Annotated in this window: 13 protein-coding genes; 7 read left to right on the forward strand and 6 right to left on the reverse strand. The window is 55.2% G+C overall.

From position 1 onward, the window contains the following. Positions 1 to 8 precede the first annotated feature (8 nt). The 3 genes from ACYVHC_RS05865 (at position 9) to ACYVHC_RS05875 (ending at position 3,438) form a co-directional block, all read left to right on the forward strand. Positions 9 to 1,076, forward strand: coding sequence for an SDR family oxidoreductase (locus tag ACYVHC_RS05865; RefSeq protein ID WP_460612730.1), 1,068 nt, complete (start codon positions 9 to 11; stop codon positions 1,074 to 1,076). Positions 1,077 to 1,301: 225 nt separating this feature from the next. Beyond that, positions 1,302 to 2,000 carry a hypothetical protein gene (locus ACYVHC_RS05870; protein WP_460612731.1) on the forward strand — a complete coding sequence of 233 codons (699 nt, stop codon included), beginning with the start codon at positions 1,302 to 1,304 and terminating at the stop codon, positions 1,998 to 2,000. A gap of 184 nt (positions 2,001 to 2,184) precedes the next feature. After that, positions 2,185 to 3,438, forward strand: coding sequence for a M1 family aminopeptidase (locus ACYVHC_RS05875; RefSeq protein ID WP_460612732.1), 1,254 nt, complete (start codon positions 2,185 to 2,187; stop codon positions 3,436 to 3,438). Between the two features lie 81 nt (positions 3,439 to 3,519). On the opposite strand, the gene ACYVHC_RS05880 is transcribed toward ACYVHC_RS05875, so the two are convergent. Continuing rightward, positions 3,520 to 3,936: a tellurite resistance TerB family protein gene (locus tag ACYVHC_RS05880; RefSeq protein ID WP_460612733.1), complete on the reverse strand. Its 417-nt coding sequence runs from the start codon at positions 3,934 to 3,936 to the stop codon at positions 3,520 to 3,522. Between the two features lie 188 nt (positions 3,937 to 4,124). Here ACYVHC_RS05880 and ACYVHC_RS05885 point away from each other — a divergent pair, with 188 nt between their 5' ends. The 4 genes from ACYVHC_RS05885 to ACYVHC_RS05900 all read left to right on the forward strand — a co-directional run bounded on the left by ACYVHC_RS05885 (position 4,125) and on the right by ACYVHC_RS05900 (position 7,091). Next, positions 4,125 to 4,532 (forward strand): hypothetical protein, encoded by a 408-nt coding sequence (locus ACYVHC_RS05885; protein ID WP_460612734.1) that lies wholly within the window; start codon positions 4,125 to 4,127, stop codon positions 4,530 to 4,532. 193 nt (positions 4,533 to 4,725) lie between these two features. Then, on the forward strand, positions 4,726 to 5,934 hold the full coding sequence (locus tag ACYVHC_RS05890) for a porin family protein (RefSeq protein WP_460612735.1): 1,209 nt from the start codon (positions 4,726 to 4,728) through the stop codon (positions 5,932 to 5,934). 91 nt (positions 5,935 to 6,025) lie between these two features. Then, positions 6,026 to 6,430 carry an ACT domain-containing protein gene (locus ACYVHC_RS05895; RefSeq protein WP_460612736.1) on the forward strand — a complete coding sequence of 135 codons (405 nt, stop codon included), beginning with the start codon at positions 6,026 to 6,028 and terminating at the stop codon, positions 6,428 to 6,430. Positions 6,431 to 6,476: 46 nt separating this feature from the next. Beyond that, on the forward strand, positions 6,477 to 7,091 hold the full coding sequence (locus ACYVHC_RS05900) for a DUF3885 domain-containing protein (protein ID WP_460612737.1): 615 nt from the start codon (positions 6,477 to 6,479) through the stop codon (positions 7,089 to 7,091). Positions 7,092 to 7,152: 61 nt separating this feature from the next. On the opposite strand, the gene ACYVHC_RS05905 is transcribed toward ACYVHC_RS05900, so the two are convergent. From ACYVHC_RS05905 to ACYVHC_RS05925, 5 genes are all read right to left on the reverse strand, one after another. Continuing rightward, on the reverse strand, positions 7,153 to 7,974 hold the full coding sequence (locus tag ACYVHC_RS05905) for an enoyl-ACP reductase FabI (protein ID WP_460612738.1): 822 nt from the start codon (positions 7,972 to 7,974) through the stop codon (positions 7,153 to 7,155). A gap of 146 nt (positions 7,975 to 8,120) precedes the next feature. Further along, positions 8,121 to 9,794 (reverse strand): DNA repair protein RecN, encoded by a 1,674-nt coding sequence (gene recN, locus ACYVHC_RS05910; protein WP_460612739.1) that lies wholly within the window; start codon positions 9,792 to 9,794, stop codon positions 8,121 to 8,123. Positions 9,795 to 9,956: 162 nt separating this feature from the next. Beyond that, positions 9,957 to 10,880 (reverse strand): DUF4835 family protein, encoded by a 924-nt coding sequence (gene porD / locus ACYVHC_RS05915; protein ID WP_460612740.1) that lies wholly within the window; start codon positions 10,878 to 10,880, stop codon positions 9,957 to 9,959. Continuing rightward, positions 10,873 to 11,526: a phosphopantothenoylcysteine synthetase/decarboxylase family protein gene (locus ACYVHC_RS05920; RefSeq protein WP_460612741.1), complete on the reverse strand. Its 654-nt coding sequence runs from the start codon at positions 11,524 to 11,526 to the stop codon at positions 10,873 to 10,875. Before ACYVHC_RS05920 ends, porD begins: the two co-directional genes overlap by 8 nt. A gap of 65 nt (positions 11,527 to 11,591) precedes the next feature. Then, on the reverse strand, positions 11,592 to 12,176 hold the full coding sequence (locus tag ACYVHC_RS05925) for a phosphopantothenoylcysteine synthetase/decarboxylase family protein (RefSeq protein WP_460612742.1): 585 nt from the start codon (positions 12,174 to 12,176) through the stop codon (positions 11,592 to 11,594). Between the last annotated feature and the right edge of the window lie 63 nt (positions 12,177 to 12,239).

Consider the following 12,239-nt stretch of genomic DNA (forward strand, 5'->3'; position numbering starts at 1 on the left):
TTCACTTTATGACTCAGATAGCCCTAGTAGTTGGCTCAAGCGGCATCATTGGCAGCAACCTGGCCCGTGAGCTGCTATTCAACAGTTGGACCACGTACGGCCTGGCCCGCAACCCCGGCACCAATATCAGCGGCCTGCAGCCCGTAGCGGCCGATTTGCTTGACCCAGCCAGCCTGCAAACAGCCTTAGCCGATATTCAGCCTACCCATGTGTTCATCACCAGCTGGATGCGCAATGACACGGAGGCCGAGAACATTCGGGTAAATGCCGGCATGGTCCGCAACTTATTGAATGCGCTTTCTGCCAAGGGCTCAGTGCAGCATGTGGCCCTGGTTACGGGCCTGAAGCACTACCTCGGGCCATTTGAGGCGTACGCCAAAGAAGGATTCCTGCCGCTTACGCCCCTGCGCGAGGAGCATCCACGCCTCAACATCGAAAACTTCTACTACGCTCAGGAGGATGAGGTGTATGCCGCCGCGGCCCGCGACGGATTTTCCTGGAGCGTGCACCGGCCGCATACCATTATCGGGAAGGCCGTAGGCAACCAGATGAACCTGGGTACCACGCTGGCTGTGTACGCTACCATCTGCAAGGAAACCGGTCGGCCGTTCCGGTGGCCAGGCTCAGAAGCGCAGTGGAATGGCCTTTCCGACGTAACCGATGCCCGCATCATTGCCAAGCAGCTCATCTGGGCCGCTACCACCGAAGCCGCCCGGAATGAGGCGTACAACATCGTGAACGGTGACGTGTTCCGTTGGAGTTGGCTGTGGGGCCGGCTGGCCGATTGGTTTGGCGTGGAGGCCGTAGGATTCGATGGCACGATTCACCCATTGGAAGCTGAAATAGCCCACGACGGCCCGGTGTGGCGCGAAATTGCCGAACGCCATAACCTAGCCGAGCCCAACCTAGCGCGCCTAGCCTCCGCCTGGCACACCGACCTAGACCTGGGCCGGCCCATTGAAGTGATGACCGATATGGCAAAGAGCCGAAAGCTCGGTTTCCGCGAGTATCAGTCTACGGAAGACTCGTTCTTCGACTTGTTTGAGCAGCTCCGCGCCGACCGCCTGATTCCGTAACGCTTATTCCTTTGCTTTTCTGTACTGCCGGACCTGCCTGCTCTTCACCATGATGCAGGCGGGTCCGGCAGTTGCTTGGGTGGGGTTACCCTAGTAGTACTGCCAGGCCACCGGCAAAGCTATTTAGCTGAAATAACCGGTTGCTTCTGGGTAAGCGCCGTAAACCCAACCGGTGCGGGTTTCTCCTGCGCTTCGCCCTAGCGGCGACACCCTGTATTTGCACTCATGCATCACTTCACCGTAGAACGCCTCACCTTCGATACGCTTTCGGAACTGCCTAATGCCTGGCAGGCCGCTGATTACAACGCCCTGCTGCTCAAAACCGGCTACGACAACCCCGAAGCACTACCCCCCGACGAACTGAAAACCATGTGCCACATGGCCCTCACCGACCTGGAGCCTACCGAGGCGGCGCAGGTAGTGCTGGAGTACTTGTTTGAAGACCAGCTCACAACGGGCCAGATCGAAAACCTAGCCCACCAGATGCTGACGGAGAAGCTGTGGGAAGAAAACCCCGAACTCAGCCAGCACGAGGGCTTTTTTAAAGCAACACAGTTGCTCTACACTGCCTACAACGGGAAGTTCCCGAGGGCCGAAGCAGTGCAGTTTCAGGTGCAGCTCACAGCCGAAACCGCGGAAGACCTTCTGATTTTCCAGAACCAGCCGGAAGCTCCGCTCCTGCGCCTGCTGGCCCAGGGCATGCCCGACAATACGCTGTTAAAACGCCTGTTTCACGAGCAGCTGGAGGGTACTAGCTTCCCCGAAGCCCCGAACATCATCTGGCAGCTGCACTTGGTGAAGCAAGAGGAAACGCTGGCCATATACGAGGTAGTAAGCTCGGCTTATTGGCTGGATGATTTTAAGTACGCCGACTCCTACCAGGCTACTACCCATGCCGAGGCTTTACCTGAAGTAGCAAGCTAGCAAGCTGGGGCTGCTACCCTAGTTTCTGGCTGTAGCAGCCCCTAACGCTTTTCTGGCGCTTTGGTCCCCTACTGAATAGCTGACAGCCTGCACGGACGCTGTACGGCTAAGGCTGTATTAACTGTAGTAGTTATCTTATATAGACCCAAATACAATAGCTTAGCAACTTTATGTGCTTATTCTCATGAAGTCTATCCTGCTACTAGGCCTGTTTGTACTGGCAACCCTATTCCCCTGCCAAGCCCGAAACAAGGTAAAAGTCGAAGTAACTATTCAGCCTGACACGCATTCCTTTTCCTGCCGCTATACCCTCGATGCTGCTTCTGCCACGCCGGGTAGCCTGGTACTGTATGTGAACAAAACGTTTCAGGTGGCGCAGGTAATAGGCCCTCAGGTACTCAGCTACCGCTCCAGCCGTTTCTTTGATATATTTCAACAAGACACCCTGCAACAGCTGGCCATTCAGTTTGCCACTGCCAAGCCTCGCCAGCGCCTAACGGTGGCGTATAGCGGCACGCTACCCAGCCGCTTTTACGCCGATAGTGTGGTTGACTTTACTGCGCAGGCTGGCTGGCTGCCTAACATCCTGCACAAAGAGTATGAGTTGGTAGATTACCAGTTGGTAGTGCTGGTGCCAGAGGTGTACCACGTGGTGAGCACGCAGTTGCCTCGCCGCTCCGCTCCGGGCCGTTATACCTTCACAGGTACCGCACCCAATATCGAAATCGGTGGAATAGCAGCCCGTAGGTTTACTACCCTGTCTTCGGAAGGCAAAGGGCCGCAGGTTAGCCTAGTAAAAGCGAATCGCCCGATGAATGCGCTGGACAGGAAATTACTGGAAAACGCTGAGAACATTATCCGGCATCAGAACCAGACCTTCGGCAGCAAAGCCCCCATTACACGCTTTACATTGCTGCTGCCTAGTCTCAACCGCTCTGCTTCGGGGCTTTTGGATAACGCCGCTGTAATTGCCTACCTCAACTTCAATACGGAGCAGGACCCGGAAGACCTGATGATTCTGGCGCACGAAATCAGCCACAAGTGGTGGGGCTACGGGGCCTGGGATACCTACAACAACTGGCTGAATGAGGCCTTTGCTAGCTACTCGGGCTTGCTTTACTTGCAGGCAGTGGGCGATACAGCCAGCTTCCGGAAGCAACTTGTAAAGCGGCAGAAATCGGCTGCTTTGGCCCCTGGGCCTATACTAGGCTTTGAGCTTACGAAGTACGATTATCAAACCAGGAGGTCGGTGATCTACGACAAGGGAACCATCATTCTCTATGAGCTGCACCAGCGGCTAGGCGACCAACCTTTTTTTCAAATCCTGACGAAAACCGCCGCTGCCAAAGCAGCCACTACGGAAGAGTTTTTGCAGATTGTAGAACAGCAGAGCGGCCCAGAAACTCGCTCGTGGCTGGAGAATAAGCTACGCACCTAGCCCCACTCAACACGAAAGCCTGGCCTTTTCCCTTCCAGGAAAAGTGCCAGGCTTTGGTATGCTCTGATGGCTGCCTACTGGCTAGCTCACCGTGGGCGGGTTGCGGTTCACGACGGGCCCAGCGCCAGCCAGCTGACTAACCATATCATCAAGTATTTCCTTGCTGTACCCGATGCGGTTGGCGTATTCCATGCACAGGCCGTATTCGCGCGGGTCAATCTGGCCATCCTGTAGCATCATCTGCACCAGGGTCTGGAGCTCCAGGGTGCGTTGCAACCCCTCGGAGGGCACTACAAAGCTGAGCACCGACAGGTTATCGGCAATGGGCTGCACCTCCTTGGCGGTAAGCCCCAGCCGGTTGCCAATTTCAAGCAGAAACTGGCTTTCGTCTTCGTCCAGCTGGCCATCGGCGGCCGCTACCAGTACTAGGTTCTGAAAGAAGGCCAACTTCTTTTGAGGCGTGTTCAATACCTCTTCCAGCTTATGTTGATGCTGCATACGGGTAAGTGATAGAGGCGACCTTATAAAAGTCGCCGGTGAGGGGAGCTAGTTTGAACGCCACCTGCTTCGGAAGGTTACCGCAAACCCAGGCACCAAACATTCCTGATTTCTTGCCGTTACTTGCAGCAGATGGTGTTTAGCAAGCTGCATACACCAGCCAACGTGCCTACCTCAATAAGCTGCATATGATTACGTCGTTACGTCGGGGAGATGGAAGCGTATACCTGACGGTAGAACGAAACAAGCGAGAAAACTACATCCATGCCCATTGGTTTGGCCGCCAAACGTTGGCAACGGTAATGGATGGCGGCCTCACTTACCTAGACTTATTGCGCCAAGAGCCCTGCCCCAAGCTCCTCAACGACCACCGCGACTTGGTAGGCACTTTCACAGAAGCCAACGATTGGATTGAACAGATCTGGACGCCCCTGATTATAGGAGCCGGGTTGCGCTACATGGGGCAGGTAGTGTCGCCAGATATTTTCAGTCAGATTTCCATCGAGGACCTGCAGCATCGCATCGGCGATAGACTCGATTTACATCTTTTTGAGACCCTAGAGGATGCTCAGGCCTGGTTGCGGGCCCAGGAGTAGCCGTATCTGCTGGCTACTTTCTCAGGTTACCGGCGGCCGTTTTCAGCCGTTTGCAGGCCTAGTAAAATGTATCTGAGAGAGGAAGTTAGCCTGGCTTAGATTCGGCCAAAACAGGATTCATAACATTCAGATAATACACAGGACATATTGAAGTAACAGGTAATGCCGCACTTTGTGTCAGCATTACCTCTGTATGAAGAAACTGTTAATCAGCCTGTTGTTTCTGGCTTCAGGATACGCGCACGGGCAAGGTTCCGACACGCTAGTAAAGGCGCCGCCGGTGGCCAAAAAGTGGTTTGAAACCTTTGCCATTCGGGGCTATGTGCAGGCGCGCTACAACCGCCTGCTCGAAACCAACGCCGACCTTTCGTGCGAGCAATGTGATAGATCGTGGGGCAACAATGGTGGCTTTTCCATTCGCCGGGCCCGGATTATCTTTTTCGGGCAGCTGCACGAGCGGGTATACTTCTACATTCAGCCTGATTTTGCCAGCACTCCCGGGGGCAGCACCTCGCTGAATTTTGTGCAACTCCGCGACGCTTACCTCGATTTGGGCCTGACGAAAACCAACGAATTCCGCATCCGGGTTGGCCAAAGCAAAATTCCTTATGGCTTCGAGAACATGCAGTCGAGCCAGAACCGCCTGGCCCTTGACCGCAACGATGCTCTGAACAGTGCCGTGGCCAACGAGCGAGACCTAGGTGCTTTCTTGTACTGGGCGCCTACCAAAATTCGGCAGCGCTTCAGCCGCTTGGTGAAAGATGGGCTGAAAGGCTCTGGCGACTATGGCGTAATCGGACTAGGTGCCTACAACGGCCAAACCGCCAACCGCCCAGAGCTCAACAACCAACGCCACATAGTAGCCCGCGCCACCTACCCTTTTGAGATAGGGAAGCAGATAATCGAGCCCTCCTTGCAGGCATACACAGGCGAATATGTACTCGCCAAAGATCAGCTTTCCGAAGGCGTGAAGTATTGCCGCGACTTGCGCTACCTCGATCAGCGCATGGCTGCCACCTTTGTGCTGTATCCCCAGCCCTTCGGCGTGCAGGCCGAGTACAACATTGGCCGCGGACCTGAGTTTAACCCGCGCACCGACAGCATTGAAACCCGACGGCTGCACGGCGGCTACGTGCTTTTCAACTATCGGCTGCAGTATAAGCAGCAGCAGTTTTATCCGTTTGTGCGCCTGCAAACCTATGATGGCGGCAAAAAGCACGAGCGGGATGCTCGAAGCTACTCCGTGCGAGAGGCTGAGTTTGGACTGGAATGGCAGCCGGTCAGCAGCTTTGAGTTGGTAACCATGTATACGCTTTCCTCACGCCGCTTCGAGGATTTCCAGCGTCCCGACAACCGCCAGCGCGGCGGCTTGTTGCGCCTGCAGGCGCAGCTAAATTTTTAGCCATTGCACGCAGGCACCCACTGACGGACACCGAGGGTTTGGGCTTTCTTGCTACCTAGCAACTCAACAGCCCTTACGCCTCACTTTCCTCATGACCGGAGAAACAGATCTTTCGCAGCTGCTTGCTACCCTTACGCCAGAGCTCAACCCCGGCGCCTACGTTTTCTGCTCTGTTCAAGACCCAAGCGTGTTTCCTGTGTCAGAAGTGCTCGGCCTTTTTCAGGAGCAAGAAGGCACTATGGTTATTGTACCCCAGCACCTCGCCGATCAGCAGCACCTCCCCTACTCGTTTGTGGCTGCCTGGATTACACTCCGCGTGCATTCGTCTCTGGAAGCAGTGGGCCTTACAGCTGCTTTCGCCACGGCCCTGACCGCCGCCCACATCAGCTGCAACGTGGTAGCCGGCTTCTACCACGACCACATTTTCGTGGCTCAACCCGACGCTGAAAAAGCCCTGCGGGTGCTGCAGCAACTATCGGCTAGCGCAGCTCAATAAGCGGACGTATTCCACCAATATTTCTTTCCATGCGATTAGGCAAACTATGCCCAATGCACTAGCACAGTTTTTATGGCGACAGTATCCCAGCCTGAGACTTGCTGCCCCCCTGTTCCATAACTGGCCAATCTACCTTCGCTTTGACTTACAGGATGATGCACTGGCTACTTCTGACGATGCATACTTTCAGGAAGTAGTCCGCAGAGCGTCCCTCCTATTTCAAGCAGTCTTCGCACCTACTGATTCAGTTCTGGTAGTCTATCAGTATTCACGCTACAAAAGGCACCGGCTCAGAAACAGCAACTTCCTGATCCAACAGCTCTCGGTCCGGAAAGCCGATGTGCATTTTCAACGCATCGTTTATCCTCACTTTTTTGCTCCCCATCAATGGTCGAGAGCACACTTTGTTACGAGTGCTTCGCAAATTCCACACGCTGCTATTCTGGCGGCAATTGCGAACCAGGACTTCTGTAGGACCCCAGCCCTTCATGGTCAGGTATTCTTTCTCAATCAGCGCACGGGTCTGGCTTTCCACATGTACGACGACCGTGGCCTGGATATACTAGGCCCTGATGCAGAGTCATTACTCCACCTTTATGAAGCCTACAACGAATTAATTCTGGATTATGACCGTACGCGCATTACTGCGCTCTTCACTTAGTTCGACAACAAAAAAGCCCGACCAAGTTGGCCGGGCTTTCTACTTTGCTGACGTTCGTGGGCTAGGCCTTGCTGTTCGTAATCAGCTCTACAATTTCCTCCGAGATGCCAGTGGTGCTGAAGCCGCCGTCGTGCATCAGGTTCTGCATGGTCACGTAGCGGGTCAGGTCCGAGAACAGGCTAACGCAGTAATCGGCGCAGGCTTCGGCCGGGGCGTTGCCTAGCGGCGAAAGGCGGTCGGCGTACTCGTAAAAAGCATCGAAGCCACTGATACCGGTGCCAGCCGTGGTTTTAGTGGGCGACTGCGAAACGGTGTTCACACGCACTTTCTTCAGCTTGCCGAGGCGCTGACCGTAGCTGCGGGCAATGCTTTCCAGCATCGCCTTAGCCTGCGACATATCGGTGTAGTCAAGGAAGGCACGCTGGGCCGCGATGTACGACAAGGCTACTACCGAGCCCCATTCGTTGAAGGCATCCTGCTTTTCAGCCACGGCCAGCATGCGATGCAGCGACATGGCCGACACATCCAGCGTTTTCTGGTACCACTCGTAGTTTAGCTCGCCGTAGTGCTTGCCCTTCCGGATGTTGGCGCTCATGCCAATGCTGTGCAGCACAAAGTCAATTTTGCCGCCGAGTTGCTCCTGGGCGCCACTGAACAGCTTCTCCAGATCCTCCATGGAGGTAGCATCGGCCGGGATGATGGGCGCGTTGCACTGCTCCGAAAGCTTGTTGATTTCGCCCATGCGCATGGCCAGCGGGGCGTTGGTGAGCACAAAGCGGGCACCTTCGGCGTGGGCCTTCAGGGCTACTTTCCAGGCAATTGATTCCTCGTTTAGAGCACCAGAAATGATGCCGACCTTGCCAGCGAGTAGGTTGTTAGACATGTGGTGAAGTTGTGAGCTTGTGAAGTTGTGAACGATAGATAGCCCTGCTGCTGCCTCTGATATAATGCCCAGAGCAACCCGCGCAAGGCCAGTTATGCGGCGCCAAGTTAGCTATTCACAACGTCACAATTCTTCCCCTTCACATTCTATCCTACCAATTCCTCGCCGCCCATGGCTAATAGCTCGCGGGCGCTTTGGTAGGCGTGCTGGCTGGGCTTGGCACCGGAAATCATCTGAGCAATTTCCTGAATGCGCTCCTCTAGGTTCAGCATCCGGATGCGGCTCACAGTGCGGTCGGCACGGTCTTCTTTGTACACGAAATAGTGCGTGTCGCCGGCCGCGGCCATTTGCGGCAAGTGGCTGATGGTAATGAGCTGATGCTTCTTGGCCATTTGCTGCATCATTCGGCCCACTTTCACCGCAATTTCACCGCTGATACCCGTATCAATTTCATCGAAAACGATGGTTGGCAAGGCAGTTTTATCCGCCAGCATGTACTTGATGCACAGCATTAGGCGCGAGAACTCACCACCGGATGCAGCTTTGCTCAACGTTTGAGGCTGGGCACCTTTGTTGGCCGTGAACAGGATGCTGATAACGTCAATACCACTCGCTGCGGGCGCGCCTTCCTGGTGCTGCACCACAATGCGCGAGTTAGGCATGCCCAAGTCTGAAAGCAACGAAACCAGCTCCTTCTCGAACTTCGGAAACACCTTACGCCTAGCCTCCGAAAGACGCGTAGCTTGTTTCCGAACGGCGGCCAAGGCTCCTTCTGATTCGCGGCGCAGGCGGTTTATCTGCTTATCTAGGTTGAGCACCGAGCTAACCTTATCCCGCAACTCAGAGCGGACAGCCAGCAGGGCTACTACATCACGCACCTGGTGCTTGCGCTGGAGGCTGTAGAGCACATTCAGGCGGCCTTGCAGCTCATCAATGCGGGCAGGGTCGCCTTCCGTGCGGCGCTCTACTACCTCTATTTCGTTGGCAATGTCGTGCAGTTCAATTAGGCAGGAATCGAGACGATGTTTTAGCTCACGGGCCTGCTCAGAATAAGCTGAAATCTGCCCTAGTAAAGAAGCAGCCTCCTTCATGGCGCCGGTAGCGCAATACTCGCTTTCCGTCAGGCTCTGAAGGGCATTCGTGAGCTTGAACTTGATTTCTTCGGCGTGTTCCAGCTCTTTTACTTCCTGCTCCAGCTCATCCTGGTGTTCATTATCAAGGCGGGCATCTTCCAGCTCGTTCAGCAAAAAGCTATGATAATCCAGCTCCTTGTTGGCCTGAGCTACTTGGTCCTCGAGGCATTTCAAGTCGGCTTCCAACTTGCGGTATTGACGGTAAGCATTGCTGTACTGCGCCCTGCTAGGCACCAAGCCGGCATAAAGGTCCAGCAGGTTCAGCTGAAACACGGCATCCCCAAGCAACAGCGTATCGTGCTGGGAATGAATATCCATGAGGTTTGCGCCGATGTTGCGCAGGGTTTCCAGCGTTACGGGGGTATCATTCACGAACGCCCGGCTTTTGCCAGCGGGGCTTACCTCTCGCCGCAGAATGCATTGCGTGTCGTAGTCCAGATCCTCGGCTTCAAAGATATCCTGGAGCTGGTAGCCACTGATGTCAAACTGGCCTTCAATCACACATTTCTTCTCCGTATCGAAGAGCATGCGTGAGTCGGCCCGATTGCCCAGCAGCAGCCCAATGGCACCCAGCATAATGGATTTGCCGGCCCCAGTTTCGCCGGTGATAATATTGAGAAGAGCTGAAGGTTGCAGCTCTAGCTGCTCAATCAGGGCGTAATTACGGATGCGCAGGTCAACCAACATAGCAATCCAACATGAGGGCCGGGAACCCGGCCGTAGCTAATGAATGAGAAAAGCTACGGTCCGGGCACAACCGGGTCTAGTAGCTTTAGCAAAGCTACTAGCTCATTTAGTTAGTTACTAACTTTATTCGCCAAAAATATTTCTTAGCACCTAAAACTAGCGCTACGGCTGCCGCAGAATGGATTGGTACTTAGCTGAGTTGGTGGGGTCGGCCTCCGAAAGCAGGGTTGCTACTTGGGTTTTCTGCTGCTGATCGGGGCTAGTACGAAATACGTTGGAAATTTCGTCGGCTTTGGTAGTGAAGAACGCACGAGCCAGCACCGTTCCGGGCCGGCGCTGCACTGCTTGCTGCACGCCTTGCAGGGCTGTTACCATGCTGGCACGGGCTTCCTCGGGCTTGGTGATAAACACATCCATGCCTTGACGATAATACGCATAGCTGCCCTTTCTGAATGCCTCTAGTTGTGGGTCCTGCAGGTTGTTGAGCAGCCAATAACGGTTGCCGCTGCTAGCATCTTTCCAGCCTTCATCTACCTCACTAGTGGTGTTCTGGGAGGCGGCATTGGTCAGGATGGTCCGGGCGCGGTCGTAATAGGGCGAGCCACTCAGGGAAGCAAAGCTATCCTGATCCATGCCAATGATAATGTAGGCGTAAAAAGAAAGCAATGAGGACAGGTTGCCGACGAATACGTTTTCCGAGTAGTCAATCGGGTTTTGCGGGGAGTAGGCAAACGTCCAGCTGGGGTCCGTAAAGCTCAGCACGTTGGTTTCGTACCCGGTGCCATACACGGGGCGCGTACTCAGCACCCGCACGGTAGCTACGTAAGTGCCATTCTGTGGAATAGAGCGAATGCCCACGAAAAAGCGGCACCGAATGCGCTCTGCCGGCCGGTATGTTTGGTTGGTGAATGTGCGCGTGTTCAGAAACGTCTGCATGTCGTTGCGCATCTGCTGCACCAGCTGACGGTCCGAGATGGTTACATTCTCGGTAGTCACGCTCACCTCAGCCTGTAGCTCCTGCGCTTGGGCAGGACGGGCCAGAAAAGGCAAGCAGAGCAGCAGAAACGACAGGCAGAGGTTACGCATGGTGGGGTTGCAGGCGGGCTAAAACGGTACGCACAATATCGAGGGCTACCTCTGCTTTGGGCTTCAAGTCAAAGGTAGTCAGGCCCCCGTTGGCTTCCAGCAGCGTTATCTTGTTGGTATCGTGCTTGAAGCCAGCGCCGGCATCGCGCAAGGAGTTCAGCACTACCATATCAAAATTCTTCCGCCGCAGCTTATCCAGGGCATGAGCCAGCTCGTTGTCTGTCTCCAACGCAAAACCCACCGAAAATTGTTCGGGCCGCTTCATTTCGCCTAATGTAGCGGCAATGTCCACGTTCTTGACGAGCTCCAGCGTGAGCGTGTTGCCCTGCTTTTTAATCTTATTCTCCGCTACCTGCGCGGGTTTGTAGTCGGCAACGGCGGCCGCAAACACCCATACATCGGCGGCGGGCGCTAGGGCGGCCGCGGCGGCAAACATCTCATCGGCGGTTTGTACGCGCTGGGTTCGGATGTTAGGGTGGGCCGGGTTGGGCAGGTTGGTGGGGCCGCTTACCAGCTCTACCTCAGCTCCGTTGGCGGCAAATGTTTCGGCCAGTGCGTAGCCCATTTTGCCGGTGCTGTGGTTGCCAATAAAGCGAACCGGATCCAGGGGCTCATACGTAGGACCGGCAGTAATAAGAACGCGCATTCTGGAGAGCTAAGTAGCGGGAGGTTTATGGTCAGAAGGAAGCTAGCAAAATACTATCCCTCGCCTCAGACCGACAAGATAGCGGGTTCTGAAAAAAACCGTTCTAGCTCCGTCACCATGTCCTCTGGTTCCAGCATCCGGCCCGGGCCGCTTAAGCCACTGGCCAGCTCGCCCGCCGGTGACTCCCACACTGTATTGCCGTACTGGCGCAGACGGGCTAGGTTAGCTTGGGTAGCCGGGTGCTGATACATATCTAGGTCCATGGCCGGAGCCACAAACACGGGGCAGCGAGCCGAGAGATAAACGGCATCCAGCAGCGTATCGCAGAGGCCGTTGACGAGATGCGCGAGTGTGTTGGCCGAGGCCGGTGCCACCACCAAGGCATCGGCCCAGAGGCCCAGGTGCACATGGTTGTGCCATTCGCCAGCCCGTTCATCTTTCAGGAAGCCCTGCAGAACCGGATTTTTGGAGAGCGTGGCGAGGGTTAGGGGCGTGACGAAGGCCGCGGCGGCGGGCGTTAGAATAACCTGCACTTCAGCTCCAGCCTTCACCAGCAAGCGCACCAGCACCGCCGACTTATATGCCGCAATACTGCCGCTAACGCCCAGCAAAATCTTACGCCCCTGCAACACAGAGTTAATTGACTGCATCCGATGTCTTCATGTTAACAAACCACCTTTCGCTAGCTCCCTTCTGCGCTTAAACTGACTTGG

This window comes from Hymenobacter seoulensis, assembly GCF_054780535.1.

What these genes read in the sequence shown, in the direction of transcription:
- ACYVHC_RS05865 (WP_460612730.1), top strand. Translation starts at nt 9, where the DNA reads ATGACTCAGATAGCCCTAGTAGTTGGCTCAAGCGGCATCATTGGCAGC.
- ACYVHC_RS05905 (WP_460612738.1), bottom strand. Translation starts at nt 7,974, where the DNA reads ATGTCTAACAACCTACTCGCTGGCAAGGTCGGCATCATTTCTGGTGCT.
- ACYVHC_RS05925 (WP_460612742.1), bottom strand. Translation starts at nt 12,176, where the DNA reads ATGCAGTCAATTAACTCTGTGTTGCAGGGGCGTAAGATTTTGCTGGGC.
- ACYVHC_RS05920 (WP_460612741.1), bottom strand. Translation starts at nt 11,526, where the DNA reads ATGCGCGTTCTTATTACTGCCGGTCCTACGTATGAGCCCCTGGATCCG.
- ACYVHC_RS05875 (WP_460612732.1), top strand. Translation starts at nt 2,185, where the DNA reads ATGAAGTCTATCCTGCTACTAGGCCTGTTTGTACTGGCAACCCTATTC.
- ACYVHC_RS05900 (WP_460612737.1), top strand. Translation starts at nt 6,477, where the DNA reads ATGCCCAATGCACTAGCACAGTTTTTATGGCGACAGTATCCCAGCCTG.
- ACYVHC_RS05885 (WP_460612734.1), top strand. Translation starts at nt 4,125, where the DNA reads ATGATTACGTCGTTACGTCGGGGAGATGGAAGCGTATACCTGACGGTA.
- ACYVHC_RS05890 (WP_460612735.1), top strand. Translation starts at nt 4,726, where the DNA reads ATGAAGAAACTGTTAATCAGCCTGTTGTTTCTGGCTTCAGGATACGCG.
- porD (WP_460612740.1), bottom strand. Translation starts at nt 10,880, where the DNA reads ATGCGTAACCTCTGCCTGTCGTTTCTGCTGCTCTGCTTGCCTTTTCTG.
- ACYVHC_RS05880 (WP_460612733.1), bottom strand. Translation starts at nt 3,936, where the DNA reads ATGCAGCATCAACATAAGCTGGAAGAGGTATTGAACACGCCTCAAAAG.
- recN (WP_460612739.1), bottom strand. Translation starts at nt 9,794, where the DNA reads ATGTTGGTTGACCTGCGCATCCGTAATTACGCCCTGATTGAGCAGCTA.
- ACYVHC_RS05895 (WP_460612736.1), top strand. Translation starts at nt 6,026, where the DNA reads ATGACCGGAGAAACAGATCTTTCGCAGCTGCTTGCTACCCTTACGCCA.
- ACYVHC_RS05870 (WP_460612731.1), top strand. Translation starts at nt 1,302, where the DNA reads ATGCATCACTTCACCGTAGAACGCCTCACCTTCGATACGCTTTCGGAA.